General features: G+C 67.1%; 25 protein-coding genes and 2 tRNA genes. 15 read left to right on the forward strand and 12 right to left on the reverse strand.

Features of this window, described 5'->3' with window-relative positions:
• Window positions 1-48 precede the first annotated feature (48 nt).
• Window positions 49-930 (reverse strand): LysR family transcriptional regulator, encoded by an 882-nt coding sequence (locus tag VFG17_RS19455; protein WP_325031024.1) that lies wholly within the window; start codon window positions 928-930, stop codon window positions 49-51.
• 95 nt (window positions 931-1025) lie between these two features.
• Here VFG17_RS19455 and bla point away from each other — a divergent pair, with 95 nt between their 5' ends.
• Both bla and VFG17_RS19465 read left to right on the forward strand, forming a co-directional pair.
• Window positions 1026-1904, forward strand: a complete 879-nt coding sequence (gene bla / locus VFG17_RS19460; RefSeq protein ID WP_325031025.1) for a subclass B3 metallo-beta-lactamase — start codon at window positions 1026-1028, stop codon at window positions 1902-1904.
• Between the two features lie 77 nt (window positions 1905-1981).
• Entirely contained in the window at window positions 1982-3082 is a 1101-nt protein-coding gene (locus VFG17_RS19465; protein WP_325031026.1) for a TonB family protein, read from the forward strand.
• A 15-nt stretch (window positions 3083-3097) separates the two neighbouring features.
• On the opposite strand, the gene VFG17_RS19470 is transcribed toward VFG17_RS19465, so the two are convergent.
• Entirely contained in the window at window positions 3098-4342 is a 1245-nt protein-coding gene (locus VFG17_RS19470; protein WP_325031027.1) for an SPOR domain-containing protein, read from the reverse strand.
• A 258-nt stretch (window positions 4343-4600) separates the two neighbouring features.
• On the opposite strand from VFG17_RS19470, the gene VFG17_RS19475 reads away from it, so the two are divergent.
• Genes VFG17_RS19475 through VFG17_RS19485 form a run of 3 tightly spaced genes read left to right on the forward strand, consistent with a single transcriptional unit; the run spans window position 4601 to window position 7456 of the window.
• Window positions 4601-5323, forward strand: coding sequence for a ParA family protein (locus VFG17_RS19475; RefSeq protein ID WP_136174082.1), 723 nt, complete (start codon window positions 4601-4603; stop codon window positions 5321-5323).
• 14 nt (window positions 5324-5337) lie between these two features.
• Window positions 5338-6018 carry a hypothetical protein gene (locus tag VFG17_RS19480; RefSeq protein WP_325031028.1) on the forward strand — a complete coding sequence of 227 codons (681 nt, stop codon included), beginning with the start codon at window positions 5338-5340 and terminating at the stop codon, window positions 6016-6018.
• A gap of 22 nt (window positions 6019-6040) precedes the next feature.
• Complete coding sequence (locus VFG17_RS19485) at window positions 6041-7456, forward strand: SPOR domain-containing protein (protein ID WP_325031029.1); 1416 nt, start codon at window positions 6041-6043, stop codon at window positions 7454-7456.
• A gap of 91 nt (window positions 7457-7547) precedes the next feature.
• Here VFG17_RS19485 and VFG17_RS19490 read toward each other — a convergent pair whose 3' ends face one another.
• The 3 genes from VFG17_RS19490 to VFG17_RS19500 all read right to left on the reverse strand — a co-directional run bounded on the left by VFG17_RS19490 (window position 7548) and on the right by VFG17_RS19500 (window position 10386).
• Window positions 7548-8105, reverse strand: a complete 558-nt coding sequence (locus VFG17_RS19490) for a DUF4189 domain-containing protein (RefSeq protein ID WP_325031030.1) — start codon at window positions 8103-8105, stop codon at window positions 7548-7550.
• Window positions 8106-8176: 71 nt separating this feature from the next.
• Entirely contained in the window at window positions 8177-9400 is a 1224-nt protein-coding gene (locus VFG17_RS19495; protein WP_325031031.1) for a dihydroorotase, read from the reverse strand.
• On the reverse strand, window positions 9391-10386 hold the full coding sequence (locus VFG17_RS19500) for an aspartate carbamoyltransferase catalytic subunit (protein ID WP_325031032.1): 996 nt from the start codon (window positions 10384-10386) through the stop codon (window positions 9391-9393). Before VFG17_RS19500 ends, VFG17_RS19495 begins: the two co-directional genes overlap by 10 nt.
• Window positions 10387-10475: 89 nt before the next feature.
• Here VFG17_RS19500 and VFG17_RS19505 point away from each other — a divergent pair.
• Window positions 10476-10546 (forward strand) — tRNA-Gln (locus VFG17_RS19505).
• A 12-nt stretch (window positions 10547-10558) separates the two neighbouring features.
• Here VFG17_RS19505 and ruvX read toward each other — a convergent pair.
• Both ruvX and VFG17_RS19515 read right to left on the reverse strand, forming a co-directional pair.
• Window positions 10559-11020, reverse strand: coding sequence for a Holliday junction resolvase RuvX (gene ruvX / locus VFG17_RS19510; protein WP_325031033.1), 462 nt, complete (start codon window positions 11018-11020; stop codon window positions 10559-10561).
• A gap of 16 nt (window positions 11021-11036) precedes the next feature.
• On the reverse strand, window positions 11037-12332 hold the full coding sequence (locus VFG17_RS19515) for a DUF3089 domain-containing protein (RefSeq protein WP_325031034.1): 1296 nt from the start codon (window positions 12330-12332) through the stop codon (window positions 11037-11039).
• 194 nt (window positions 12333-12526) lie between these two features.
• Between VFG17_RS19515 and VFG17_RS19520 the strand changes: the two genes are divergently transcribed.
• The 6 genes from VFG17_RS19520 to VFG17_RS19545 all read left to right on the forward strand — a co-directional run bounded on the left by VFG17_RS19520 (window position 12527) and on the right by VFG17_RS19545 (window position 19352).
• Window positions 12527-14302 (forward strand): DUF4153 domain-containing protein, encoded by a 1776-nt coding sequence (locus VFG17_RS19520; protein ID WP_325031035.1) that lies wholly within the window; start codon window positions 12527-12529, stop codon window positions 14300-14302.
• A 182-nt stretch (window positions 14303-14484) separates the two neighbouring features.
• On the forward strand, window positions 14485-14787 hold the full coding sequence (gene gatC, locus VFG17_RS19525; protein ID WP_184644462.1) for an Asp-tRNA(Asn)/Glu-tRNA(Gln) amidotransferase subunit GatC: 303 nt from the start codon (window positions 14485-14487) through the stop codon (window positions 14785-14787).
• Window positions 14787-16268, forward strand: coding sequence for an Asp-tRNA(Asn)/Glu-tRNA(Gln) amidotransferase subunit GatA (gene gatA, locus VFG17_RS19530; RefSeq protein ID WP_325031036.1), 1482 nt, complete (start codon window positions 14787-14789; stop codon window positions 16266-16268). Before gatC ends, gatA begins: the two co-directional genes overlap by 1 nt.
• On the forward strand, window positions 16265-16543 hold the full coding sequence (locus tag VFG17_RS19535) for a hypothetical protein (RefSeq protein ID WP_325031037.1): 279 nt from the start codon (window positions 16265-16267) through the stop codon (window positions 16541-16543). Before gatA ends, VFG17_RS19535 begins: the two co-directional genes overlap by 4 nt.
• Window positions 16543-18009, forward strand: a complete 1467-nt coding sequence (gene gatB, locus VFG17_RS19540; protein WP_325031038.1) for an Asp-tRNA(Asn)/Glu-tRNA(Gln) amidotransferase subunit GatB — start codon at window positions 16543-16545, stop codon at window positions 18007-18009. The genes VFG17_RS19535 and gatB overlap by 1 nt, the downstream gene beginning before the upstream one ends.
• A 2-nt stretch (window positions 18010-18011) precedes the next feature.
• Window positions 18012-19352, forward strand: a complete 1341-nt coding sequence (locus VFG17_RS19545) for an amidohydrolase family protein (RefSeq protein ID WP_325031039.1) — start codon at window positions 18012-18014, stop codon at window positions 19350-19352.
• Here VFG17_RS19545 and VFG17_RS19550 read toward each other — a convergent pair.
• The 3 genes from VFG17_RS19550 to VFG17_RS19560 form a co-directional block, all read right to left on the reverse strand.
• Window positions 19349-20104 carry a hypothetical protein gene (locus VFG17_RS19550; RefSeq protein WP_325031040.1) on the reverse strand — a complete coding sequence of 252 codons (756 nt, stop codon included), beginning with the start codon at window positions 20102-20104 and terminating at the stop codon, window positions 19349-19351. The genes VFG17_RS19545 and VFG17_RS19550 overlap by 4 nt on opposite strands.
• Window positions 20105-20174: 70 nt before the next feature.
• Entirely contained in the window at window positions 20175-21857 is a 1683-nt protein-coding gene (locus tag VFG17_RS19555; protein WP_325031041.1) for an amidohydrolase, read from the reverse strand.
• Window positions 21858-22040: 183 nt separating this feature from the next.
• Window positions 22041-22259: a hypothetical protein gene (locus tag VFG17_RS19560; RefSeq protein WP_325031042.1), complete on the reverse strand. Its 219-nt coding sequence runs from the start codon at window positions 22257-22259 to the stop codon at window positions 22041-22043.
• 189 nt (window positions 22260-22448) lie between these two features.
• Here VFG17_RS19560 and VFG17_RS19565 point away from each other — a divergent pair.
• A tRNA-Leu gene (locus VFG17_RS19565) sits at window positions 22449-22533 on the forward strand.
• Between the two features lie 87 nt (window positions 22534-22620).
• Window positions 22621-24231: a trigger factor gene (tig, locus tag VFG17_RS19570; RefSeq protein WP_325031043.1), complete on the forward strand. Its 1611-nt coding sequence runs from the start codon at window positions 22621-22623 to the stop codon at window positions 24229-24231.
• 109 nt (window positions 24232-24340) lie between these two features.
• On the opposite strand, the gene VFG17_RS19575 is transcribed toward tig, so the two are convergent.
• Both VFG17_RS19575 and VFG17_RS19580 read right to left on the reverse strand, forming a co-directional pair.
• Window positions 24341-24652 carry a GIY-YIG nuclease family protein gene (locus tag VFG17_RS19575; protein ID WP_325031044.1) on the reverse strand — a complete coding sequence of 104 codons (312 nt, stop codon included), beginning with the start codon at window positions 24650-24652 and terminating at the stop codon, window positions 24341-24343.
• A 67-nt stretch (window positions 24653-24719) separates the two neighbouring features.
• On the reverse strand, window positions 24720-25337 hold the full coding sequence (locus VFG17_RS19580; RefSeq protein ID WP_325031045.1) for a DNA-3-methyladenine glycosylase 2 family protein: 618 nt from the start codon (window positions 25335-25337) through the stop codon (window positions 24720-24722).
• Between the two features lie 101 nt (window positions 25338-25438).
• Between VFG17_RS19580 and VFG17_RS19585 the strand changes: the two genes are divergently transcribed.
• On the forward strand, window positions 25439-25756 hold the full coding sequence (locus tag VFG17_RS19585; protein WP_136174101.1) for a 2Fe-2S iron-sulfur cluster-binding protein: 318 nt from the start codon (window positions 25439-25441) through the stop codon (window positions 25754-25756).
• The last annotated feature ends 2 nt before the right edge of the window (window positions 25757-25758 follow it).

The following is a 25758-nucleotide window of genomic DNA, read 5'->3' on the forward strand; positions in this document are numbered from 1 at the left end:
CGTTATCTTTGACGACGGCAATATTTACATTGTTAACTTGGGGCTGATCTACGCGGTTTCCGGGGCTGCCATCTCTTCGGTCAGCCACTCGCGGAAGCGCCGCATCGCGTCGCTTTCGGGACGCGACATCAGGCGGGTGAGCCAGTAGCGGCCGGCGTCGATGCTGACCGCGAAGGGCTGGACGAGAAGTTCGGCGGCAAGCTCGCGCGCGAACATCGCGGGCGGGGCGAGCGCGACGCCCTGGCCCGCGGCCGCGGCCGCCGCCATCAGCGCCGAGCTGTCGAAGACCGGGCCGCGCAGGACCGGGACGGGCACGCCGGCGGCGGCGAACCACAGCGCCCATTCGTCGGCGCGATACGAGCGCAGCAGGCGTTCGGGGACGAGGTCGGCGGGTTTCTGAAGGCGCGCGGCGATCGCGGGGGCGCAGAGCGGTGCCAGCGGCGCGGCGAGCAGCGGCTCGGCATGGGTGCCGTGCCACGCGCCGTCGCCGAAGCGGATCGCATAGTCGAGCGCCTCGCCTGCGAGGTCGACGCGGTTGTTGTTGGTCGCGATGCGCAGGTCGATCGACGGGTGCGCGCGCGCGAAGGCGTCGAGGCGCGGCAGCAGCCAGCCGGTCGCGAAGGTGCCGACGACGCCGACCTTGAGCGCCTCGCGGAAGCGGCCGCCCATATATTGGTCGAGCGTAGCGGCGACGCGGTCGAACGCCTCGGCGACGACGGGGACGAGCGCGTGGCCTTCGTCGGTGAGCGCGAGGCCGCGCGGCAGGCGGTGAAAGAGCCGTGTACCGAGGCGGCGTTCGAGCTCGGCCACCTGATGGCTGACCGCGCCCTGGCTGACATGGAGTTCGAGCCCCGCGCGCGTAAAATTGAGGTGGCGTGCCGCGGCCTCGAAGGCGCGGAGGGCGTTGAGCGGGAGCTGGGCGCGGTCCATGGCCTGTCATTAATTATTCTCATGGCTTTGTCGAGAAATGATGCTTTGTCGCGAGGCGCGTCGCTTGGCATTTTTGGGGCGAAGGGAGACAAAAAATGTTCGATGCAATCAGCCTGTTCGCCTGGCTCGCCGCGGTGAGCGGGGCGCCGGTTCCGGCGGTCGATCCGCTGACGCGGCCGATCGAGAGTTCGCATGCGGCCCAATGGCTGGCGCCCGCGGAGCCCGAGAAAGTCTTCGGGAAGACCTATCTCGTCGGTTTCGCGGGGATGAGCGTCGCGCTGATCGACACCGGCGACGGGCTGATACTCGTCGACGGCGCGTTGCCGCAGGCGGCGCCCGCGATCCTCGCCAATGTCCGGGGGCTGGGCTTCGATCCCAAAGACATCAAATTTATTCTGAGCACCGAGCCGCATTTTGACCATGCGGGCGGGCTCGCGGCGCTGGCGCGCGACACCGGCGCGACGGTGGTGGCGAGCGAGCGCGGGGCCGAAGGGCTGCGGGCGGGCCGCCACGCGAAGGACGATCCGCAGCTTGCCTATGGTGGCAGCTGGCCCGCGGTGGAGCGCGTGCGCGTGATGCGCGACGGCGAGGTGCTGACGCTCGGCAAGACCGCGATCACCGCGGTCGCGACGCCGGGGCACACGATGGGGAGCATGAGCTGGCGCTGGCCAGCGTGCGCCGAAGAAAATGGGGGAAGCACCTGCAAGACGGTCGTCTTCGCATCGAGCCTCAACCCGGTCTCGGCCGAGGGGTATCGCTTTACCGCGCCGGCCGGCGCGCCCTTTGTCGAGGGCTTTGCGGCGAGCTATCGCAAGATGGATGCGATGCCGTGCGACATATTGATCGCGGCGCACCCCGACAATGCGGGGTCGGGGCGGTACAACGACCGGCCGGGCGCATGCCGCGCCTATGCCGACCGTTCGCGGAAGCTGCTGGTGAAGCGGCTGGCGGAGGAGCGAAGCGCGGCGAAATAGCAATCAATTCTGCGCCTTTTCAATCTTGTAAGCCCCCGCAATCGCGCTAGTCTGATGAGTTTACGGGGGATCGCTTGATGTTGGACGCCGCCTTGCTGTTCGCTTTCCTGCCGGCTGCGGCGCCCGCGCCGCCCGTCACCGGCAATTCCGTCTATTCGCAGCAACTGCTGGCGTGGAATCCCGGCGAGATCCGCTGCGATGGCGCGGCGGTCGCCGGCACGGCGCTGCGCCCCGCCGTCGATGTGGCGACGATGGACCCGCAGCGGATCAAGCCCATATCCTATCGCTTCGCGATCGACGGCGCGGGGCGCACCCACTCGATCGTGCGCGACGCTGGCAGCGTTTCACCCTTCGGTCAGGATATCGGCCCGGCGCTGGCGGCGAGCCGCTTTACCGCGAGCGCGCCGCGCGCGAATTGCGAAATAGGCTATTCGCCGCAATTTGCGTCGCTGGCGCAGGCGCCGCTCGCTGACATCGCCGCCTATTCGATCTTTCCGACCGGGCTAAGGTTGCCCAAGGCGGGTTGGGACCGCTTCGCCGCCGTCGGCGATTGCCGCGACAAGCCGCGCCCGGTCGCGCTGCTGCGCGCGCGTCCCGATTTTGCGAAGCTGAGGCTGAAGGCGACGCCCGGCGCGCGCGACTGGTCGCTCGTCGCCTATGACACCGACGCTGAAGGCACCCCGGTCAATGTGCGCGTCGCGGAGGGCACCGGAAGTGAGGAACTCGACGCGGCGGCGGTCGAGGCGGTGCGTGCGTCGCGCTTCACCGGCGGCGCGCGGACGGGCTGCCTCTATCCCTATTGGCGCGGCGCTGCGAAAGTCGCGGCGCCCGAACGGCCCGACAAGGCGGCGATGCGCCCCGCAAACGCCGTCTGCCCTGCGAAGATCGAGTGGGCGAGCCGGCCGACCACCTCTTATCCGACCGCCTATCGCAAGCGCGCGATCGAGGGCTGGGCGATGGTTTCGTTCGACGTCGCGCCGTGGGGCGAGGTCGGCAATGTCAAGCTGCTCGAAGCGCAGCCGTCGGCGGATTTCGGGGGGCAGGCGATCTCAATCGTGCGCAGCGGCCGCGTCGTGCCTTCGGCGCGGGGCGCGTCGGGCTGTGTCGAGACGGTGAAATTCCTGATCCCGGACCGCGGCGGGATGGCCGACGACGACGAGCCGCCGGTCACCGACTGATCGCGCGAGGTTGCGCTATTTATCGACGACCAAGCAAGGCTGGCCGTTCTTGCGGAGGGCCGCGCAGAAGCTTTCGGCTTCGCCCTTGTTCGCGAAGCCGCCGGCCTGGAGGCGGGTGAGCTTGCCGCCCTTGACCAGATAGGGCTGGCGTCCGGCGAAGGCGGGATTCTTCTTTTCGAGCGTCGCCCAGAGTTTGCGCGCATTGCCTTCGACGCCGAAGGCGCCGAGCTGCGCGCGCCACGGGCTGGCGGCGGCGGCGCTGTGGACGCGAACGGGGGTGGGCGTCGTCTTTGCCGGTTCGGGCTTGGCGGGTGCGGGTTCGGCCTTGGCGGGTTTCGCCGGTGTGGGCGCAGGGGCAGGAGGTAGCGTGCCGCTTTTGGGCGGCGGCGCGTAAGTGGTGCCGGGCGCCGTCTGACCGGTCGCCGCGACGGCGTCGGCGGTCGCTTCGGCGGCGGCCGCTGCCGCCGCGCTGGCGGCGGGCGAGGACGGCACGGCGACGCTGCGGATCGGTTCGGGAACCTTCGCGGCGGGTGACGGCGCCGGCTGCGCCTTGATCACCGGCGGGGGCGTGTAGCTGGTGCCGGGGGTCGAGGCGGGCAGGCTCGCGGTCTTGATCGGCGAGGCGGGCGCGGGTTTCGGCGCGGGCGGCGCCGCGGCGCTGACCGCGGCGAGGCGCGCCTGCTGTTCGCCGCGCTCGATGTCGGGGATCATCGCGAGGCCGCGCTGGCGCTGGTCGAGCGGGATCAGATTGTCGAGCTGGACGAGGCGCGCCGAGGCGATGGCGAGCCCGGCGTCGCTCGCGCGCTTGGTCAGCGCATAGGCGCGCGGCCAGTCCTGCGCCGCGAGGTCGCCGTTGAAGTGCGCGGTGCCGAGGACATATTGGGCGCGCGGTTCGCCGCGTGCGGCCGAGCGGGTGATGAACGTCATCGCCTCTTCGCGGCGGTTCGCGGTGAAGAGGACGAGGCCGAGATTGTCCTCGGCCTGCAAATGTCCCTGTTTGGCGGCGCGGCGATACCAGGCTTCGGCCTGCGCCAGATCGGTCGGCACGCCGCGGCCGAGCTTGTATGCCTGGCCGAGGTTGAACTGCGCATCGGCGTCGCCGGCGATCGCGAGCGGGCGCCATTCGGCGACCGCCGCCTGATAATTGCCCGCTTGCCACGCATCGACGCCGTCCTTGACGTCGGCAAGGGCGGGCGCCGCCAGCATCGACGCCAGAGCGAGCGGCAGGGCCAGTGAAATGGCGGTGCGGAACGAACGCATCTTATTCTCCAATGACTTGCGCGGCATGACAGCGGCTGCAGTCCCCGGATGCTTCATAGCGCCAATTGGCTAACACGGTGTTAGCGACAATATGCGGCGCGACCGACTTGATCCGTTCTGGGACAAGTTGGTCTTGAGGGGTTGTTTACCATAGGTGTGAGGAAGTCGTTCACCCTCTTTTTATCATCGTTAACCCAATTTTAGCGCCCCGCATGGCATCCCTTCGCCGATTTTAGGATTTCCGAGGGGGTAAACGCAGTGCGCGTATTGGCATTGGCTTCACAGAAAGGCGGGTCGGGCAAGACCACGCTGTCGGGGCACCTCGCGGTGCAGGCGCAGCTTGCCGGCGCCGGCCCGGTCGTCCTCATCGACATCGATCCGCAGGGCTCGCTCGCCGACTGGTGGAACGAGCGCGAAACCGACCTTCCGGCCTTTGCCCAGACCACGGTCGCGCGGCTCGCCTCCGACCTGGAAATCCTGCGCCAGCAGGGCTTCAAGCTCGCGGTCATCGACACGCCGCCGGCGATCACCATGGCGATCCAAAGCGTGATTTCGGTCGCCGAACTGATCGTCGTCCCGACGCGCCCGAGCCCGCACGACCTGCGCGCCGTCGGCGCCACGGTCGACCTGTGCGAACGCGCGGGCAAGCCGCTGGTGTTCGTCGTCAACGCGGCGACGCCTAAGGCGAAGATCACCAGCGAGGCCGCGGTCGCGCTGTCGCAGCATGGCACGGTCGCGCCGGTCACGCTGCACCACCGCACCGATTATGCCGCGTCGATGATCGACGGCCGCACGGTGATGGAGGTCGACCCTAACGGACGCTCGGCCGACGAAATCCGCCAGCTGTGGACCTATATGAACGATCGCCTCGAAAAGAATTTCCGCCGCACGATCTTTGCCGCGCCGGTCCCGACGCAGGGCAATTACGGCGCGGTCCGCCCGATGGGCGGTGGCTTCGGCCGCCGCATCGCCGGTCAGTGACGGGAGCGGGAACCATGGGCGAACCGAAACCCCTCGCATCGCTGAGCGCCGGCCTGCTGGCCCGCAAGGGCGGAGCGCGTCCCGCGATGCGCCGCCAGCCGCTCGGCAGCGGCCCCGCACCGCTGAACAGCATGGGTTATGACGACCTCGGCTGGAACGACATGGGCTATGATGTCGATCCCGACCAGTCGGCCGAACCCACGCGGATGCTCGACCTGAAACCCTTGCTCACCGGATCGGTGCCGGCGCACAATGTCGAGGCCGAACATGCGGTCGACGACAGCGCGCATCTCGAGCTGGCGCAGGAAGTTGCGGACGATTTTGCCGGGCCGACCGACGATTATGGCGCCGACCAGTTCGAGGCCGAAACGCACGAAATCCCCGAGGTCGTCCGCCAGCAGGAATCGCTGATCGAACGCGTCGCCGCGGTGGCGCGCAAGGTCGAGGCGCGTCCTGAGGCCGCGCCGAAGAAAGAAAAGGCGCCGCGCGCGCTGCGGGCCCGCGAAAAGGCGGCCTTCACGCTGCGCCTCGACGCCGAGCGCCATTTGCGTCTGCGGCTTGCGAGCGCGGTGACGAACCGGTCGTCGCAGGTGATCCTGACCGATCTGCTCGACGAATATCTGGCGTCGCTGCCCGAAATCGACGCGATGGCGAGCCGCCTGCCGGCCGCGCGTCCGGCGCGCGCAAAGCGCTGACGAACCAAGAGGGGGACCCGTCATGAACCGCAAGTTGCTGAAGAAGCTGGCCCTTTCGGGCTTCGTCCTCGGCGTGGCGACCGGATGCAGCGGCATGGGCAAGATGGCCGATGCGCCGTCGCGCGCTGCCGGCGCGCCCGCGCTCGCCGCCAAATCGGCCGACAAGGCGCGCGCCGCGCTCGAAGCGGGCAAGGCGAGCAAGGCCGTCGGCCTCGCCGAAGCCGCGGTCGCGGGAAGCCCGCGCGACGCGGGCTTTCGCGCGCTGCTGGGTCAGGCTTACCTCAACGACGGCCGCTTCGCATCGGCGAGCGCGGCGCTGACCGAGGCGATGGAACTCGGCGCGACGGACAGCAACACGATCCTGTCGCTGACGCTGTCGCAGATCGCACAGGGCAAAAATGCCGAGGCGGTATCGTTGCTGACGCGGCACCGCGACACGGTTCCGGCGTCGGACCTCGGGCTGGCGCTCGCCTTGGCCGGCGATGCCGAAGGATCGCTCTATGTGCTGGGCCAAGCCGCGCGCGCCGAGGGTGCCGAGGCGCGGACGCGGCAGAATTTCGCGCTCGCGCTCGCGTTGTCGGGCCGCTGGGCGCAGGCGCGCATCGTCGCGTCGCAGGATCTGTCGCTCGACAAGCTCGAAGGCCGGATGGCCGAATGGTCGAAGCTCGCCGAACAGCCGAATGCGCAGGTGCGCGTCGCGGGCCTGATCGGCACCGAGGCGCAGCAGGATGCGGGGATGCCGGTCCGCCTCGCGCTCAGCAATTTCGCCGATACGCAAATGGCCGCGGCCGAGCCGGTAAGCGAGCCCGCGACCCAGATTGCCAGCGCCGATCCGGCGCCGGTCGCCGACTATGCGCCGCCGCCGCCGGTGCTTGCCCCGGTGCTTGCCGACGCGGGCAGCGCGATCCGCAGCGTCGAATTGCCGATGCCGGTGCGCGGCGAGGGCGGCGTGGTGCCCGTCACCGAATTGCCGCAGCCGCAGCCGGCGGGCGAGATGATTCTCGCCGAAGCTACCCCCTATCGCGCTGCGCCGCGTGTCGCGGGCGAGGGACGCATCCGCCCCGCGCAGCAGCAGGCGCTTGAACTGGCGACGGTGCTGATCCCCAAGGCGATGGGTTTCGACGCGAAAAAGCCCGACGGTTGGGCGGTGCAGCTTGGCGCCTATGACAGCCTGGCGATCGCCAAGGAAAAATGGGGCACACTGAAGAAGCGTAACGGCGTGCTCGGGAATTTCCCGGCATCGAGCCATGCCGCGACGGTCAAGGGCCGCACTTACTATCGCCTGACGGTCAACGGCCTAGCCTCGCGCACCGACGCGACGAGCCTGTGCAACCAGCTGAAAGCGCAGGGGCAGAGCTGCTTCATCCGTGCGATGGGCGGCAGCGAAACGATCCAGTGGGCGGCGAAGGCCGGTTCGATGCGGCTCGCATCGCGCTAAAGGATTTTACCCGGATAAGGGGGGAGGGGCGTGGCCGCGAGGCTGCGCCTCTCTGTTTTTTGGGGTGGCCGCGACCGACGGCAGCTGAGGGTCAGAAGCGAAAGAAATAGGGCATGCTTTCGAGTGTCTCGACGACCTTGCATTTGGCGCCCACGCTCTTGCAACTGCCCATCACCGAACGTTTCGCGCCGCCGGGCGTGCCCGCGAAGCCGGCATAATATTGGCCTTCCTTGTCGCGCGCGATCGCGAAATGGCCATTGCCGCCCCATAAGCCGACGACGCAGTCCCGGCCGCCCGCCTCGCGGCACGCCGTCATCGCATATTGTTCGGCCTGCTCGCGATTGTCGCCGCGCAGCGCGCCATAGCTATAGCCGGGCTGGCCCGACGCCGAGCGCCAGAAGGCGATCGCGGCGAAGCTGTTGACCATATAGCCGCCGACATATTCCTGTTTTTCCTGTTGAAACGGGATGACCTGTCCGGGCGCGGCCGGGGGGCGGGCGTCACCATAGATTTGTTGCAGCACCTGCGGCGGCGGGGCGTTGCAGGGGAGCCCTTGCGCGCAGGGGATGCCCTGGACGGGCTGCATCTGCGCGGCGGCGGCGGTTGCGAAGAAGGCGGCGGCGAGAGCTGGAACGGCGAATCGGCGCATCGGATCATTCCTCGCTATTGTCGGTCGTCCGCCGAGGAGTATCGAATTAGATCAGCGAGATAAAGCCGGTATCAGCGTATCCGCTGGCCGCCTTTCCACATCATCGTCGCGCGGCCCTGCACCGGCATGCCGTCAAAGGGGGTGTTGCCGGCCCAGGCGGCCATTTTCTTCGCGTCGACCTGCCACGGCGTGCCGTGGTCGACGAGGATGAGGTCGGCTTCCTTGCCCACGGCGAGGTTGCCGGCGTCGACGCCGAGCAGGCGGGCGGGGGTGCCTGCGAGCAGTTCGAACAGGCGGCCGGGCGAGACATGGCCGTCGCGCACGAGGCCGAGGCCGAGCGCGAGCAGGGTTTCGGCGCCCGCCATGCCGGGCAAAGCCTCGGCGAAGGGGAGGCGTTTGTCCTCGGGGCCGCGCGGGTCGTGGCCCGACGACAAGATGTCGATCGTGCCATCCTTGATCGCGGCGAGGCACGCGTGGCGGTCGTCCTCTGAGCGCAGCGGCGGTGAGAGGCGCGCGAAGGTCCGGAAATCGCCGATCGCGGTGTCGGAGAGCAGCAGGTGCGCGGGGGTGATGCCGCAGCGGACGGGGAGCCCCTTCGCCTTGGCGGCGCGGATCAGGTCGAGGCCGCGCGCGGTGGTGACCTGGCGGAAATGGACGGAAGCGCCGGTTTCCTCGACGAGCGCGAGGTCGCGCGCGATCGCCATCGCCTCGGCGATGGCGGGGGCGGAGGCGAGACCGAGGCGCGTCGCCATCTCGCCGTCGGTGGCGACCGCGCCCGCGGTGAGGCCTTCGTCCTCGGCATGGATGATCGTCACGAGGCCGAGCGAGGCCGCGTAGGACAGCACGCGGCGCATCACGCCGCTGTCGGCGATGCGGCCGCGGCCGGTGGCGATGGCGCGCGCGCCCGCTTGCTTCATCAGTCCGATCTCGGCGAGTTCCTTGCCCGCGAGGCCCTTGGTCGCGGCGGCGAGCGGGTGGACCCAGAGGTCGGGCTTGCCGCCTTTCGCTGCGCGCTCGACCAGCCCGGCGCCGTCGAGCGGGCCGCTGTCGGGCATCAGCGCGGCGCGCGTGATGCCGCCGAAATGAAAGGCGGGTTTGTCGGTCGCGAAGACGCCGAGGTCGATGATGCCGGGGGCGAGCCACTGGCCCTTGGCGTCAACGGTTTCGGTGCCGTCGGGGATTTCGGTCGGGTCGAGCGCGGTGATGCGGCCGTTTGCGACGAGCAGGCTACCCGCGCGCGGCGTGTCGCCATCGATCAGTTGCGCATTGACGATGTGGAGCGGTTTCAGTTCCATCCCGGGACCCCCCGCTTGCGGCGCGTCAATATGTCGAGGCACGCCATGCGCACCGCGACGCCCATTTCGACCTGTTCGGTGATCGTCGAGCGCGCGGGATCGTCGGCGATGCTGCTGTCGATTTCGACCCCGCGGTTCATCGGGCCGGGGTGCATGACGATGGCGTCGGGCTTGGCCTTTTCGAGCCGCTTCGGCGTGAGGCCGTAGAGCGCGTGATATTCGCGCGCCGAGGGCAGGTACGCGCCGTCCATGCGCTCATTCTGGAGGCGGAGCATCATCACGACATCCGCATCCTTGATGCCTTCGTCCATGTCGGTGAAGGTGGTGACGTGCATCCGCTCCATCGCGGGCGGGGTCAGCGTCGGCGGCGCGACGACGCGCACTTCGTTGCCGAGCAGCGTCAGCGCGAGGATGTTCGAACGCGCGACGCGGCTGTGGAGGACGTCGCCGCAGATCGCAATCGTGAGGCCCTCGACGCGGCCGAGGCGGCGGCGGATGGTAAGCGCGTCGAGCAAGGCCTGCGTCGGATGCTCGTGGCGGCCGTCGCCCGCGTTGAGGACGGGGCAGTCGACCTTGTCGGCGATGAGCTGGACCGCGCCCGACGAAGCGTGGCGGATGACGATCGCGTCGGCGCGCATCGCGTTCAATGTCATCGCGGTGTCGATCAGCGTCTCGCCCTTCTTCACGCTCGACTGCGCGGCGTGCATGTTGACGACATCGGCGCCGAGGCGCTTGCCCGCGATCTCGAACGAGAGAAGCGTGCGCGTCGAATTTTCGAAAAAGGCGTTGATGATCGTCAGGCCCGCGAGGCGGTCGTCATGCTTCGATGCGCCGCTGCGGTTGAGTTCGACCCACTCTTCGGCGGCGTCGAGGACGTAGGAAATCTCCCACGGGGTGAGCGGGGCGATGCCGGTGAGGTGGCGATGGCGAAAGGCATCGCCGCCGGGCGGATAGTCGCTGGCGGGTCGGGTGGTGGAGCTTGTCATTAAAGGGGAGCGTTTAGGTGGGTGCGGCGAGTCTGGCAAGTGCGGAAGGGGTGACTCCGGCGATATTGCCGGCCAGACGCGCGGAACATTGCCCTGTCGTCTAATGGTAGGACACCGCACTTTGACTGCGGCGGTCATGGTTCGAATCCATGCGGGGCATCTAGCGTTCCAATTAGCCGCGCGTCATCGCGTCGATCGCGCCTTGCAGGATGAACGCCGCGGCGGCGCTGTCGACGCGTGTCGCGCGTTTGGCGCGGCTGACGTCGGCGGCGATCATCGCGCGCTCGACCGCGGCGGTCGACCAGCGTTCGTCCCAGAGGAGCAGGGGCAGATGGAGCGGGGCGAGGTTGCGCGCGAAGGCGCGGGTGCTTTGCGTGCGCGGGCTGTCGGTGCCGTCCATGTTGAGCGGCAGGCCGACGACGAGGCCAACGATATTGTGCTGCGCGATCAGCGCCTTGAGTGTTTCGAAGTCGACCGAGAATTTCTTGCGGATGATCGTCTTGTCGGGGGTCGCGAAGCTCCAGTTCGTGTCGCAGAAGGCGACGCCGATCGTCTTGGTGCCGACGTCGAGGCCCGCGAGGCGGCCGCCGTTCGGGAAATGGGCGGCAAATTCGGGGGCGGTGGTGGTGATCATCGAGCGGGACCCCGGATCAGGTCCGGGGTGACGAAAGAGGAGAAGCGGGCGCGGTCGGCTCGGGCAACGGTTCCGCCGGCGGCGGCACCGGCGACGGCTTGCCCTCATAGGTCGCGAGGCGGCGCAAGGCGTCGGCGCGGACGTTCGCCCAGAAGAGGGTGATGTCGTAGACGTGATAATTGTTACCGGGGAGCACATAGCCCGCGACGACATATTCCTTGGCGATGTCGGCGTCGCCGATCATCAGGAAGCCGCGCGTATCGTCGCAGGCGGCGCCGATCTTGCCCGCGATCAGCGACCCCGACTTGAAGCCTTCGGTGGGCTTGAGCGTGCCGATATTGGCCTCGGGCGGCGCGGCGGTGTCGGGGATGCCGGTGAGGGGGTTGGTGCAGAGCATCCGCGTATCGGCGCGCGGGCGGCCGTCGAAGCCGATCGTGCCGTCATAGGCGTCGGTGACCATCACCGGATCGGCGGGGTCGGCGAAACTCGCCCAGCTGAGGATGCAGCCTTTTTGCTCGGGCGTCTGGCAGGCGGGCAGGCCGAGGCCGGCGATGTCGGTGTCGAGGCTGACCGGCCAGCCGATGATATAGGCGGCGGCGATCCGCTTCGCGAGCGGCGTGCCCGCAATCTTCGTGCGGAGCAGGGTGGTGAGGTGGAGCGCGCCCTGGCTGTGGCCCGCGAGGATGATCGGCTTGTCCTTTGGCTGCGCGGCGAGGAAGGCGTCGAACGCTTCCTCGACGTCGCGATAGGCCGAATCGATCGCCTTGCCGGCGGTGACGCGGTCCTGCGCGAGGAAGGCGCCGAGCGTCGCCTGGCGATAGCGCGGCGCCCAGATTTCGCCGGCGTCGGCAAAGGCGCTCGCCATGCCCTGCACGAAGAGGTTCGCGCGGTGGTCCGAATCGCGGTCCTCGAGCGGGGCGTTCCAGCTCGAGCGGCTGTAATAGCTGGTCGGGTGGACGAAGAAGACCGCGGCGTTGCCTTTGGGGACGGGCGCGGCGGCGGCCGTCTGCGCCGCCTTGGCGGGCGGGATCAGCTGGCCGGATGCCTTTTCGCCCGGAAGCTCGGTGCCGGGGGTCTCGCTGCCGTCGGCGGCGGGGCGCCATGCCGAGGGGTCTTTTTCCATTCCCGGCCGCGCGAACCACATCTTGGGGTCGTCATAGGCGTTGGGCGCGACCGCGGCCTGCGGCTTGAACTCGGTGCTGGGCACGAAGGCGGTGCGCGCGATCCAGCCGGGGAACAGCTGGTACACGACCCCGGCGGCGAGGATGAGGAGGATGATCGCGGCGATGAAGTAGAGGAATTTGCGGGCCAAATGGGGCTCCATGCGGTCGGGGAGAGGCAAGATCCGCCCTCTCTACCCGTTCGCCCTGAGCTTGTCGAAGGGCTGTCCTTCCTTCGAGGAAAGGAGGACGGTGCTTCGACAAGCTCAGCACGAGCGGATGAGGGGCTATTCGTATCGACCGCATTTGGCTTGCCGCGCGCTGTGAAACAAGCCCAGATGTCGGCATGACCGATGCAGCCGCAGCCGGCGCCGCCGCCGATTCGCCTTCCCATCCACCGCTTGCTTCGGCGCGCCTCGACGACAGCGATCCGCCGTGGCCGCTGCGCCCTTGGATCATGGCGGCGATCTGCGCCGTCGCGGGGCTCGCCTTTCACCTGCTGATCGACCACCATTATGACGATGCGCTCGCGCATTGGCGGAGCGCGCTGGCGGCGGGGGTCGCCGCGGCGACGGTGGTGTTCGTGCTCGGGGTCGAGCGGCGGCGCTGGCACTGGGCGCTGGGCTTCGCGCTCGTCTGGGGCGTGATCCTCGGGCTGATCGCGCGGACGACCGCGGCCTATAATATCCAGGGCAATCCGGTTGAATGGCCCTTTTGGTCGGGCATTCTCGCGGTGCTCGTCGCGACGCCGCTGTTCCAGACGCGGCGCGACGTCGCGCCCGACTGGCGGTTCTGGAAGCTGTGGGCGATGCCGTACGAGCGGCTGCACAGCCATGCGTGGACCGATGCGGTGATCGGCGCGGCGAGCTTGGCCTTCATCGGCATCACCTTTCTGCTCACCGTGCTGATCGGGCAAATGTTCAAGCTGATCGGGATCAACCTGATCTTCGACCTGCTGGACGGCGAATGGTTCGGCTGGATGCTCGCGGGCGCGGCGTTCGGCGGGGCGGTCGGTCTGTTGCGCGAGCGCGACAAGCTCGTCGCGACGCTGCAGCGGCTGGTGATGATCATACTCGCGGTGCTGGCGCCGGTGCTCGCGGTCGCGCTGGTGCTCTTCCTGCTCTCGCTCGCGGGGACGGGGCTGCAGAAACTGTGGGATTCGGGATTTTCGACCGCGGCGGTGATGATGGCAGTCGCGGCGTTCGCGGTGCTGCTCGCCAATGCGGTGATCGGCAACGGCGGCGACGACCGCGCGACCAATCCCGCGCTGCGCTGGGCGGCGCCGGTGCTGGCGGTCGCGGTGCTGCCGCTGGCCGGGATCGCTTATTATTCGATGCACCTGCGCGTGATCCAATATGGCTGGACCCCCGAGCGCATCTGGGGCGTGATCGCGGCGCTGATCGCGCTCGCTTATGGCATCGCGGGGCTGTGGGCGGTGGTGAAGGGGCGACGCAATTTCGACGATCTGCTGCGGCCGCTGCAGCAGAAGCTGGCGATCGGGCTCGCGCTGCTCGCGCTGTTCCTCGCATTGCCGATCCTCGATTTCGGGGCGATTTCGACGCGCGACCAGCTCGCTCGGCTGAAATCGGGGGCGACGCCGGTCGAGAAATTCGATTGGGCGGCGATGGCCTATGATTTCGGTCCGAGCGGGCGCGCGGCGTTGGCGGAGGTGGCGCGCTCGCCGCGGAAAGAGCGCGCCGACGCCGCGAAGGCGGCGCTGGCGGCGAAGAACCGCTGGGACCTGACCGGGCCGCGCGGCGCGCTGCTGCTGAAGCCGTTCGCCGAGCGGTTGCGTGTCATTCCCGCGGACCGCGCCGTGCCCGCCGCGGCGCTCGACCGGATCGCGGGAAGCTATATGTGCAGCCGCGCCAAGGCGTGCGTGGCGCTGTGGCTCGACGACAAAAGGATCGGCGTGCTCGGGCAGAATGAGCCGGGCGATGCGCTGAATTTCGACTTTGTGACGCAAAATGACGCCGGCCAATGGGTGCAGGGCGATTGGGCCAAACCTGCGCCCGCGAAAAAGCCGGCGGTCGATTTGTCGAACGCGCGGATCGAGGTCGAAACGGTGACGCAGCGCCGCGTGCTGGTGAACGGCGAGCCGGAATCGGGGGCGTTCGACTAGCTTCTCCCGAACAATCTCTCCCTCGTCATTCCCGCGAAAGCGGGAACCCAATTGCCACCGTCGCGGGCTGGGTTCCCGCTTTCGCGGGAATGACGAGGGTTGTTGCCGAGTTTCGATGGCCACATCTTGATGCGATCCGGTGGGGATGCTAGCGGCGCGGCTTCGTTAAAGTTAGGGCGATCATGGCAATCGATCAGGCAACAGTGAGAAAAATCGCGTCGCTGGCGCGCATCGCGATCAGCGATGCCGAAGCCGCCGCGATGGAAGGCGAATTGAACGGCATTTTGGGCTGGGTCGAGCAACTCGGTGAGGTCGATGTGACCGGGGTCGAGCCGATGACCGCGGTGATCCCCAACACGCTGCGGCTGCGCGACGATGTCGTCGACGCCGACCCGCTGACCGGCGGCAACCGCCGCGACGACGTCCTCGCCAATGCACCCGCGCCCCAGCACGGCTTTTTCGGCGTGCCGAAAGTGATCGAATAATGACCGAACTGACCAACCTGACCGTCGCAGAGATCCGCGACGGGCACCGCGCGGGCGATTTCAGCGCCGTCGAGGTCGCCGAGGCGTTCAACGCCAATGTGGCGGGCGCGAAGGCGCTCAACGCCTTCATCGTCGAGACGCCCGAACATGCGATCGCCGCGGCGAAGACGGCCGATGCCGATCGCGCGGCGGGGACGCTGAAGCCGCTCTCGGGCGTGCCGATCGGGATGAAGGATCTGTTCGCGACCAACGGCGTCCAGACCACCGCGGCGAGCCATATGCTCGAAGGTTTCGTGCCGCGCTACGAATCGACCGTCTCGGCGAAGCTGTGGGACGCGGGTTGCGGCATGCTCGGCAAGCTCAACCTCGACCAGTTCGCGATGGGGTCGTCGAACGAGACGAGCTATTTCGGCAATGTGATCAGCCCGTGGAAGCGCAAGGACGGCGGCAATGCCGCGCTCGCGCCCGGCGGCTCGTCGGGCGGGTCTTCTTCGGCGATCGCGGCGCGGCTGTGCCCCGCGGCGACGGGGACCGACACCGGCGGCTCGATCCGCCAGCCCGCGGCCTTCACCGGCATTTCGGGGATCAAGCCGACCTATGGCCGCTGCTCGCGCTGGGGCATCGTGGCATTCGCGAGCTCGCTCGATCAGGCGGGGCCGATGGCGCGCGACGTCAAGGACTGCGCGATCATGCTCGAGAATATGGCGGGCTTCGATCCGAAGGATGCGACGAGCCTGAATATGGCGGTGCCCAATTGGGAAGCGGCTTTGTCGAGCGATCTCAAGGGCAAGACGGTCGGTATTCCCAAGGAATATCGCCTCGAAGGCATCGATCCCGACATCGACGCGATGTGGGATGCGGGGATCGCGATGCTGAAGGATGCGGGCGCGGACGTGGTCGAGATCAGCCTGCCGCACACCAAATATGCGCTGCCGGCCTATTATATCATCGCGCCGGCCGAAGCCTCGTCGAACCTCGCGCGCTATGATGGTGTGCGGTACGGTTTGCGCGATCTGCCGCAGGGTGCGGGGCTGCAGGACATGTACGCCGCGACGCGCGCCGACGGCTTCGGGCCCGAGGTCAAGCGCCGCATCATGATCGGCACCTATGTGCTGTCGGCGGGCTTTTACGACGCCTATTACACGCAGGCGCAGAAGGTGCGGACGCTGATCGCGCGCGATTTCGAACAGGCGTTCGGGGTGTGCGACGTGATCCTGGCGCCGACCGCGCCGTCGGCGGCGTTCGGGTTGGGCGAGAAGATGGCCGATCCGCTGGCGATGTATCTGAACGACGTGTTCGCGGTGCCCGCGAGCCTTGCGGGGCTGCCCGCGATGTCGGTCCCGGCGGCACTGAACCGCGAAGGGCTGCCGCTGGGGCTGCAGATCATCGGCAAGGCGTTCGACGAGCAGGGCGTGCTGAACGCCGGCTTGGCAATTGAAGAGCGGGCGGGCTTCACGGCGCGGGCGGAGAAGTGGTGGTGAGTTTGAACCTGTCCGTTAAGCCTATCTATGGATGGGGCTGGACGGACGGGGCTGGCACCGTCGAAGCACCAAGTGAGTTTACAGCCATTGCCGAACGCAGCGGAGATCAATTGGTGGGTGTCATCGGACCGGGTGAATTCTCCGGTTGGAAAGTTACCATGTCGAAAAGACATGCCGGACCTTTTGACGGGTTGGTGAATGTGGCGATTCAGAACTATGGCGCAGAGGAAATATTCTCCGGTTCTGCGGAGATATCGAAGGACTTGATGGAATAATGAGCGACTATCGCATCAAGGGCGAAACCGGTGAGTGGGAGGTCGTGATCGGCCTCGAGGTCCATGCGCAGGTCACCTCCAACGCCAAGCTGTTTTCGGGCGCCGCGACGGCGTTCGGGGCCGAGCCGAACACGCAGGTGTCGCTGGTCGACGCCGCGATGCCGGGAATGCTACCGGTGCCGAACCGCGAGTGCATCCGTCAGGCGGTGCGCACGGGGATGGCGATCGAGGCCGAGATCAACAAATGGTCGCGCTTCGACCGCAAGAATTATTTCTACGCCGACCTACCGCAGGGTTACCAGATTTCGCAGCTTTATCATCCGCTTGTCGGCGAAGGTTCGCTGACGATCGAGGCGGATGAAAAGGCGGGCCTGCCCGAAGCGAAGCGTATCGGGATCGAGCGTATCCATGTCGAGCAGGATGCCGGCAAGCTGATGCACGACCAGCATCCGACGATGTCATACGTCGACCTCAACCGTTCGGGCGTCGCGCTGATGGAGATCGTCTCGCGCCCCGACATGCGCTCGCCCGCCGAGGCGGGGGCCTATGTCCGCAAGCTGCGCTCGATCCTGCGTTATGTCGGATCGTGCGACGGCAATATGGAAGAGGGCTCGATGCGTGCCGACGTCAATGTCAGCGTGCGGAGGCCCGGCGACGAGTTCGGGACGCGGACCGAGACGAAGAACGTCAATTCGGTGCGCTTCGTGATGGCGGTGATCGAGGGCGAGGCGAAGCGCCAGGTCGAGCTGATCGAAAGTGGCGGCACGGTGGTGCAGGAAACGCGGCTGTACGATCCCGACCGCAACGAGACGCGCTCGATGCGGTCGAAGGAAGATGCGCATGATTACCGCTACTTCCCCGATCCCGACCTGTTGCCGCTCGAACTCGACGATGCGTTTCTGGCCGAGTGCCGCGACAGCTTGCCCGAACTGCCCGACGCCAAGCGCGCGCGCTATCTGGCGGCCGGGATTTCGGCGTATAACGCCGACGTGTTGACCGCCGAGGTCGAGAGCGCGCTGTGGTTCGACACGCTGCTCGAGACCGGCGCGAAGCCGGCTGCGGCGGCCAACTGGGTATCGAGCGAGTTGTTCGGCGCGCTCAACCGGCTCGGCAAGGGGTTCGACGATTGCCCGGTCACCCCGGCGCAGGCGGGCGAACTGCTCGGCCTCGTCGCCGACGGCACGATTTCGGGCACCATTGCGAAACAGGTGTTCGAAAAGATGCTCGAAAGCGGCGACGCCGCGGGCGTGATCGTCGAGCGCGACGGCCTGAGGCAGACGAGCGACACCGGCGCAATCGAGGCCGAGATCGCCAAGATCCTGACCGCCAATGCCGACAAGGTCGAGCAGTATAAGGGCGGCAAGGAAGCGCTGTTCGGTTTCTTCGTCGGGCAGACGATGAAGGCGATGCAGGGCAAGGCGAACCCGCAGGTGGTGAACGAGCTGCTCAAGAAGGCGCTGGGCTGAGGATGCGCGCGGCTCTTCGCGCGCTTCTGGCTCTCTGGCTGCTGATCGCCGGCGCTACGCTTGCGCGGGCCGAGACGGTCGTCTTCACCGACGTCAACGTCGTGCCGATGGACGCCGAGCGCGTGATTCCGCGCACGACGGTGATCGTCGCCGACGGCGTGATTGCCAGCATTGGGAGCAAGGCGAAGCTGCCCGCGGGCACCAAGGTGATCGACGGCAAGGGCGCGTGGCTGGTGCCGGGGCTGGCCGACATGCACAATCATGTGACGAGCCGCGACGACCTGTCGCTGCTGCTCGCGAATGCCGTGACGACGATGCTCAACATGGGCGAGGCGACCAACGCCTTCAACGGGCGGACGCGGATCGCAGTGAACAAGGGCGAGGTGCCGGGGCCGCAGGTCTTCACCGCCTTTGTCGTCGATGGCGACCCGCAATATGGTCATTTCGTCGTGCGGACGGCCGACGAAGGGCGCGCGATCGTGAGGCTGGCGAAGGCGAACGGCTACAGCTTCATGAAGGTTTACACGAACCTGTCGGCCGAGGCTTTCGCGGGGCTCGCCGACGAGGCGAAGCGCCAGGGGATCGGCGTCGTCGGGCATAATGCGAAGGCGGTCGGGCTCGCGGGGCAGCTCGCGGCAGGGCAGGCGATGGTCGCGCATGTCGAGGAATTCTTCTACGGCTTCTTTCCCGAGCCGCCGGCGGACGATCCGAACGCGCCGCCGGACGATGCTCGGATCGCCGATGCGATCGCGCTGGTGAAGGCGCATGGCGCCTTCGTGACGTCGGACCTGTTCAACTACCGCACGATCGCGGCGCAGTTCGGCAAGCCCGAGGTGGTGAAGGCCTATCTGGCGGCGCCCGAAGCGCGTTACCTGTCGCCGGGCGACCGGATCGGCTGGGCGCAGTCGGGCTATCAGAAAAAGGCGGTCGATCTGTCGCGCCGCGTGGCGTTCGAAGCGCGCTTCGTGAAGGCGATGGCCGATGCCGGCGTGCCGTTGATCACCGGCGGCGATGCGCCGACGATTCCGGGGCAGGTTCCGGGCTTCGCGCTGCACGAAGAGATCGACGCGATGCTCGCCGCGGGGCTGACACCGTGGCAGACGCTGTCGGCGGCGACGCGCACGCCGGGCGAATTCATCGTGAAGACAGTGCCGGGCGCGGCGAAGTTCGGCGTGGTGGCGCCGGGCTATCGCGCCGACCTGTTGCTCGTCGCCGAAAATCCGCTCGAAAAGCCCGCAACACTCCGCGCGCCTCTCGGCGTGATGGCGGGCGGGCGCTGGCACGACGCGGCGGCGCTGAAGGCGATGCTCGCCGACGTCGCGGCGAAGCGCGTCGTTCGCTAGAAGCGCCGGGTGCCCGCCGCCCAGTCGCCGCTGTCGCACTGGCCCGAGAAATTGGTGATCGCCTGTATCGTGATGCGGCCCGAACGGCGATCGACGGTCAGTTTCGGCTTGTTGAGGCCGTTGATCCGGTAGCTCGCGGTGATGCGGTCGGGGGTCACGACCAGATTGTCGAGATCCCACCAGCCATGATCGTCGCCGCTGTGGATCGGCGCGACGAGTTTGGGCCCGAGGTGGATGCGGCCATGGTCGCCATAAAGTTCGATCTGGACGTCGCTGTTGAAGCCCTGCGCGCTGTTCGACAGTTCGTTGCTCCATTCCCATTTATGGTTGCGGGGGTTCCAGCTGTAGCGCGGATTGTTCTGGACCGTCGGACGTGTGCCCGCGCCATAGCAGACGAGAACGAGCGAGCCGGGGTCGCGGTAGCCGGGCTCGGCGGCGGGCTGATGATGATCGGCGGGCGCGGTCGCGTCGGCGTCGCGGCAGTTTTCGGCCGGGACGGCGATCAATGCGCCATAGCGCCCGTCGACGGTCGAAACCGAGATGCAGCGGCCGGTGCGCGCATTCCACCAGAAGGTGTAGCGTTGGTCGCCGACGGTGTTGGAGAAGCGCGATTCATAGCCGCGCGCGAGAAGTTGGGTCTCGCCGCCCGCGGCGCGCGCGCCGGCAAGATCGGCGACGTCGGGCGCGGATTGCGCGAAGGCGGCGGCGGGAACAAGGGATGCGAAGAGGAGAGCAGCGAGAAGCGGTCGCATCGTGGGACTCCTGTTGCTGTGCGGCGCGATGTTACCAATGTCGATGATGCCCCGACAGAGCGATTCGTCCCTAATCGACCGCTTTCCAGACGCTGCGCCCTTCCTTGATGGTTTCGCGGACCTTGATCGCCTTGATGCCGTCGACGAGCGTCGTCAGCGGGTTCTTGTCGAGGATGACGAAATCGGCGAGCAGGCCGGGCTTGATGCGGCCCTTGCGGTCTTCCTCGAAGATTTGCCAGGCGGGGCCGGTGGTGAGTGCCTGTAGCGCGGCGTAGGGGCCCAGCCGTTCCTTTGCGCCACTGACGACGCCGGTGGGCGAGACGCGCGCCATCGAGGTCCAGAGCATGAAGCGGGTATCGAGCGGGGTGACGCTGTAGTCGCTGTGGTTGGAGGCGATCAGTCCCGCGGCGCGCGCCGAGACGAACGGACTGATGAAATCGACCACTGCGTCGGGGAAATTGGTGCGGTGAATATCGGCCCAATACCAGGCGTGGTTCGAAAAATAGGCGGGGCCGACCCCGATGCGCTTGTAGGCGGCGAGCTGATCGGGGCGCTGGAACTGCGAGTGGATGACGATCGGGCGACGGTTGTCGGCAGCGGTAATGCCGAGCGCGTCGAAGCCCTTGATCGCCATGTCGATCGCCGCGTCGCCATTGGCGTGGACGAAGAGCTGCCAGCCGCGGTCGTGGGCCTTGCGCGCCAGACCAAGGAATTCCGCGTCCGACATGCCGGGATGGCCGTGCCATGGATGATCGCCGGCAGGGCTGCCGCGCGCATAGTCGCGCGTGAAATAGCCGGTGCGCGCCTGCACCGATCCGTCGAGGATGAATTTGATTCCCTGCAATTTCACATGGTCCTGATAGACGCCGAACTTGCGATCGGGACCGGCGAGCAGCGCGTCGAGCTCGGTGTAGATGGGGAGCAGCGCGAGATCGATCTTGAGCCGTTCGCGCGCGGCGGCGCTGGTAAGGAACGCGATGTCGGCGCGCTGCGTCGCACCGTCCTGTGCGTGGGTGTAACCCTCTGCGAAATAGCGATTCTGCGCCGCGTCGAGCGCCGCGAGCTTCTGCTCGGCGCTGGGCTGCGGCAGCTTGGCGAGGAGGATGAACATCGCCTTTTCAAGGAGGACGCCGTTCAGCTTGCCCGCACCGTCGCGCAAGATCATCGCGCCGGGCGGGACGGGCGTGCTTTCGTCGATGCCCGCGGCGGCCAGCGCGGCGCTGTTCGCGACGGCGCCGTGCAGCGAGACGTGAAAGACGACGATGGGCCGGTCGCTTGCCACGGCGTCGAGCTCGGCGCGGGTGATGTGCCGCTTTTCCGCGAGCGTTTCATGGTCATATTGCCAGACGATCACCCAGCCGCCCTTGGGAAGCGCGCGCGCGGCGACATGATCGCGGATCGCGGCTTGCAGGCCAGCGATGTCGGTTACCGGCAGCCCGCCACCATCGCGCAGGTCGAGTCCGCCCGTCATCATCGTCGCAAGGGTGAAGTGCGAATGCGCGTCGATAAAGCCCGGCAGCATCGTCGCGCCCGCAAGGTCATGGACGACGGCGTCTTTGCCGGCAGCCTTGCGCGCGTCCCGCTCGCTGCCGGCGAAGGCGATGCGATCGCCCGTGGTCACGACCGCTTCGACGGTCTGCGGAGTGGCGCCGTCCATCGTGATAATCGGACCGCCGCGGTAAAGGGCGGTATCCTGCGCGATGGCGGGCGTGGTGGCCGCCAAAAGGGCCGCGATGACGGTGGTGATTTTCATGTTGTCTCTCCCCGGCGCGATGTTGGCTGCTGAGGCGAGGGCTGGTCAAGTAGTTAGTATGCTATCCTCCCTGTCGCGGGGGATGGGGAGTGCAGGAGGAGCCGCGGCGTCGCGTTATTGCCCCTCCGTCAGCGGCTACGCCACTGCCACCTCCCCACGCCTTCGGCGCAGGGAGGATTTGAATTACACCTGCTGCGGCGGCACTTCGTCGGGGCCACGCCCGGGCTGGTCGATATCGCCGCCGCCGGGGCTGCCGGGGATTTCGACCGGCTGACCGGCGGGGTCCTCGAGCGGCGTCGGCTGGGTCGGCCGTTCGGGCGGTGCGACCGGATCGATGATGTCGGGCTTGGGCTTGGGCAGCGGGTCGGCGGCCTTGACATGGAGGTCCGAGGGGTAGGGCATCATATATCTCCTTGACCCGATCAACGAACCGGCGCGACGCATGTTCCGCCAGCGGGCGCCAAGCATGTTCCGCCCGCGGAAGGGGGGCTTTGTGCCCTTGCCCTTGGCCGCGTGTCTGCTATAGCCCCGCGCGGCCCGCACGGGCGTGCGCGGCAGCGCGCGATTTCGTGCACCCGGCCGAAAACACCTGCGGGCGTGGCGGAATTGGTAGACGCGCTGGTTTTAGGTACCAGTATCGCAAGATGTGGGGGTTCGAGTCCCTTCGCCCGCACCAATCCGCAATGCAGGCCGGGATCATGGGGAACTCCGCCATTTTGGCGGGGTTCGATACGAGATTTTGAGCAAGGATAAGACCAAGGCAATGAAGACCGTCGAAACGCTGAACGAAGGCCTGAAGCGCGAATATCGCGTCACGATCACCGCCAAGGATATCGACGCGCGCGTCGACGACGAGGTGAAGAGCATCGCCCCGACCGTCCGCATGCCCGGTTTCCGTCCCGGCAAGGTGCCGCCGAACCTGATCCGCAAGATGCACGGCCCCGCGCTGTCGGCCGACGCGCTCAACAAGGCGATCGACGCCGGGGTGCGCGACCTGATGGCGAAGGAAAAGCTTCGCCCGGCGCTGCAGCCCGCGGTGACGCTGGCCGATGGTTATGAAACCGGCAAGGACGCCGAAGTCACCGTCGCATTGGAAGTGCTGCCCGAAATCGAAGCGCCGTCGATCGACGGGCTGAAGCTCGAGCGCCTGACCGTTCCCGCCGACGACAAGGCGGTGATGGCGAAGATCGAGGAATTCGCCGCGCAGATGAAGCGGTTCGAGGAAGCGCCGAAGACGAAGAAGGCCGCGACCGGCGACCAGGTCATCATCGACTTCGCCGGCAGCGTCGACGGCGTCGCGTTCGACGGCGGCACGGGCGAGGACATGGCGGTCGAAATCGGTTCGGGTCAGCTGATCCCGGGCTTCGAAGACCAGCTCGTCGGCGTCAAGACCGGCGACGAAAAGGTGCTGAAAGTCACCTTCCCGGACGAATATCCGGTCGAGAATCTGAAGGGCAAGCCCGCCGAATTCGCCGTCACGGTGAAGGAAGTGAAGGTTCCCGCGGCGTCGAAGATCGACGACGAGTTCGCGAAAACGCTCGGCCTCGAAAGCCTCGACAAGCTCAAGGAGCTGATGAAGGATCAGGTCGAGCAGGAACTCAACGGCCTGACGCGCACCTATATGAAGCGCAAGCTGCTCGACCAGCTCGCCGCTGCCCATGATTTCGACGTGCCGCCGACGATGGTCGAGGCCGAATTCAACCAGATCTGGCAGCAGCTCGAGCATGAAGCGAGCCACGAGGAAGATCCCGAAGCGGCGAAGGCCGAGCTCGAGAGCGACCGCGACGAATATCGCAGCATCGCGGTGCGCCGCGTCCGCCTCGGCCTGCTCCTGTCGGAAATCGGCCAGGCGCATGGCGTGCAGGTCTCGCAGCAGGAGATGCAGCGTCTCGTCATGCAGGCGGCGCAGCAGTATCGCCCCGAAGACCGCCAGCGCTTCGTCGAATATGTCCAGCAGGACGCGCTCGCCGCCGCGCAGCTCCGCGCCCCGCTCTATGAGGACAAGGTCGTCGACTTCCTGTTCGAAAAGGCCGAGATCAGCGACCGCGAAGTGACGCGCGAAGAGATCGAGGCGGCGATCGAAGCCGATGATGACGGTCACGTCCACGGCCCGGGCTGCGGTCACGACCATGACCATGACGCGAAGCCCGCCAAGAAGGCGGCCGCGAAGAAGCCCGCCGCCAAGAAGGATGCGGTGAAGGAAGAGGCCAAGGCCGAGGAAGCCCCCGCCAAGAAGGCGCCGGCGAAGAAGGCCGAAGCCAAGGCCGAGGACAAGCCCGCGGCGAAGAAGGCTGCTCCGGCGAAGGCCGCTGCGGCCGAAAAGGCCGAGCCCGCGAAGAAGGCTCCGGCCAAGAAGGCTGCGGCGAAGAAATAAGCTTCGGCTGACAATCGACAAAAAGGCCGGGTGGAGGATGCTCCACCCGGCCTTTTCGTTTGGAGCTAACTCCCTCCCTCGTCATTCCCGCGAACGCGGGAACCCAGTTTCAACCTAACGGATCAAAGCCAAAGTCTTCGGCAAGGTCGCGCCAATCGGGGTTAGCGCTCTCGATCAGTTCGAGCTTCCACGCGCGATTCCATTTCTTGACGCGCTTTTCGCGCTGGATTGCAGCGTCCATCGTCGCATGCTGTTCGAACCAGGCCAGCAGCTTCACACAATATTCTCTCGTGAAGCCGGGGATGATGCCTTCGCGATGCTGGTGGATGCGTTGAGCAAGATTAGACGTGACGCCGAGGTAGAGCGTGCCATTGCGGCGCGAGGCAAGGAGGTAGACGGTCGGGCTGAAGCTCTCGTGCATCGACGGCGCTACTGGGTTCCCGCTTTCGCGGGAATGACGAAGAGGGGAGGGGCTATTCGCTTCACCCTCAAATCACATCCATATTATAGCAATGCCAGCTGAAGATCGCGGCCGCGCCGCGGTGCGGGCGCCAGGCTTCGGCCAGTTCGCGCGCCAGCTTCTCGCTCGGGCGCGCCCCCAATTGCAGGATGCGGCCGACGGCCTCCTGCACCGCGAGGTCGCCCGCGGGCCAGATGTCGGGGCGGCCTTCGGCGAAGAGCAGGTAGATTTCGGCCGACCAGCGGCCGATGCCCTTGACGCGGGTGAGAAGCGCGATCGCTTCCTCATCATCGGCGGGAAGCGCGTCGAAGGTCAGATCGCCGTCGAGGATGAGCTGCGCGAGGCTTTTGGCATAGCCCTGTTTCTGCCCCGACAGGCCGCAGGCGCGCAGCGTGTCGAAATCGGCGGCGGCCATGACTTCGGCGGGGCAGCCTTCGCCGAATTGCGCTTCGAGCTTGTTCCAGATCGAGGTCGCCGCGGCGACACTGACCTGCTGGCCGACGATGGTGCGAAGAAGCGTCGTATAGCCGGGCGCGCGGATGCGCGGCTCAGGATAGCCCGCGTTGCCGAGCGCGCGCGCGAAATTGGCGTCGCGCTCCGCCAGCGCGTCGATTCCCGCGTTCAGCTGCTGCTGGCTGAGGCCCATCGCATATTCTCCTTTTGTTCCCAAAGTTGCTGATAGCAACGCTTGATTTGGCGCGCAACGCGCGACATAGCGCCTGCGACAAGAAACCTATGGGGACTAGCATGGCCAAGCTGATTGTCGTGACGCGCGACGGAACCGAGCATGAGATCGAAGGCGACACCAGCCTGACCGTGATGGAAAATATCCGCGATGCCGGTTTCGACGAATTGCTCGCGCTGTGCGGCGGCTGCTGTTCGTGCGCGACCTGCCACGTGCATGTCGAGGCGGGCGACAAGGACGCCATGCCCGCGATGAGCGAGGACGAGAACGACCTGCTCGATTCGACCACCGACCGCGACGATAATTCGCGCCTGTCGTGCCAGATCCCGTTCAGCGACGCGCTCGACGGCCTCCGCGTGCGGATCGCGGCGGAGGATTAGGC

Source organism: Sphingopyxis sp., assembly GCF_035686825.1.
Lineage (GTDB): Bacteria > Pseudomonadota > Alphaproteobacteria > Sphingomonadales > Sphingomonadaceae > Sphingopyxis.

Bases quoted from the DNA above. Each gene is read 5' to 3' on its own strand.
- VFG17_RS19455 (WP_325031024.1), bottom strand. From the start codon at position 930: ATGGACCGCGCCCAGCTCCCGCTCAACGCCCTCCGCGCCTTCGAGGCC.
- bla (WP_325031025.1), top strand. From the start codon at position 1,026: ATGTTCGATGCAATCAGCCTGTTCGCCTGGCTCGCCGCGGTGAGCGGG.
- VFG17_RS19465 (WP_325031026.1), top strand. From the start codon at position 1,982: ATGTTGGACGCCGCCTTGCTGTTCGCTTTCCTGCCGGCTGCGGCGCCC.
- VFG17_RS19470 (WP_325031027.1), bottom strand. From the start codon at position 4,342: ATGCGTTCGTTCCGCACCGCCATTTCACTGGCCCTGCCGCTCGCTCTG.
- VFG17_RS19480 (WP_325031028.1), top strand. From the start codon at position 5,338: ATGGGCGAACCGAAACCCCTCGCATCGCTGAGCGCCGGCCTGCTGGCC.
- VFG17_RS19485 (WP_325031029.1), top strand. From the start codon at position 6,041: ATGAACCGCAAGTTGCTGAAGAAGCTGGCCCTTTCGGGCTTCGTCCTC.
- VFG17_RS19490 (WP_325031030.1), bottom strand. From the start codon at position 8,105: ATGCGCCGATTCGCCGTTCCAGCTCTCGCCGCCGCCTTCTTCGCAACC.
- VFG17_RS19495 (WP_325031031.1), bottom strand. From the start codon at position 9,400: ATGGAACTGAAACCGCTCCACATCGTCAATGCGCAACTGATCGATGGC.
- VFG17_RS19500 (WP_325031032.1), bottom strand. From the start codon at position 10,386: ATGACAAGCTCCACCACCCGACCCGCCAGCGACTATCCGCCCGGCGGC.
- ruvX (WP_325031033.1), bottom strand. From the start codon at position 11,020: ATGATCACCACCACCGCCCCCGAATTTGCCGCCCATTTCCCGAACGGC.
- VFG17_RS19520 (WP_325031035.1), top strand. From the start codon at position 12,527: ATGACCGATGCAGCCGCAGCCGGCGCCGCCGCCGATTCGCCTTCCCAT.
- gatC (WP_184644462.1), top strand. From the start codon at position 14,485: ATGGCAATCGATCAGGCAACAGTGAGAAAAATCGCGTCGCTGGCGCGC.
- gatA (WP_325031036.1), top strand. From the start codon at position 14,787: ATGACCGAACTGACCAACCTGACCGTCGCAGAGATCCGCGACGGGCAC.
- gatB (WP_325031038.1), top strand. From the start codon at position 16,543: ATGAGCGACTATCGCATCAAGGGCGAAACCGGTGAGTGGGAGGTCGTG.
- VFG17_RS19545 (WP_325031039.1), top strand. From the start codon at position 18,012: ATGCGCGCGGCTCTTCGCGCGCTTCTGGCTCTCTGGCTGCTGATCGCC.
- VFG17_RS19550 (WP_325031040.1), bottom strand. From the start codon at position 20,104: ATGCGACCGCTTCTCGCTGCTCTCCTCTTCGCATCCCTTGTTCCCGCC.
- VFG17_RS19555 (WP_325031041.1), bottom strand. From the start codon at position 21,857: ATGAAAATCACCACCGTCATCGCGGCCCTTTTGGCGGCCACCACGCCC.
- VFG17_RS19560 (WP_325031042.1), bottom strand. From the start codon at position 22,259: ATGCCCTACCCCTCGGACCTCCATGTCAAGGCCGCCGACCCGCTGCCC.
- tig (WP_325031043.1), top strand. From the start codon at position 22,621: ATGAAGACCGTCGAAACGCTGAACGAAGGCCTGAAGCGCGAATATCGC.
- VFG17_RS19575 (WP_325031044.1), bottom strand. From the start codon at position 24,652: ATGCACGAGAGCTTCAGCCCGACCGTCTACCTCCTTGCCTCGCGCCGC.
- VFG17_RS19580 (WP_325031045.1), bottom strand. From the start codon at position 25,337: ATGGGCCTCAGCCAGCAGCAGCTGAACGCGGGAATCGACGCGCTGGCG.
- VFG17_RS19585 (WP_136174101.1), top strand. From the start codon at position 25,439: ATGGCCAAGCTGATTGTCGTGACGCGCGACGGAACCGAGCATGAGATC.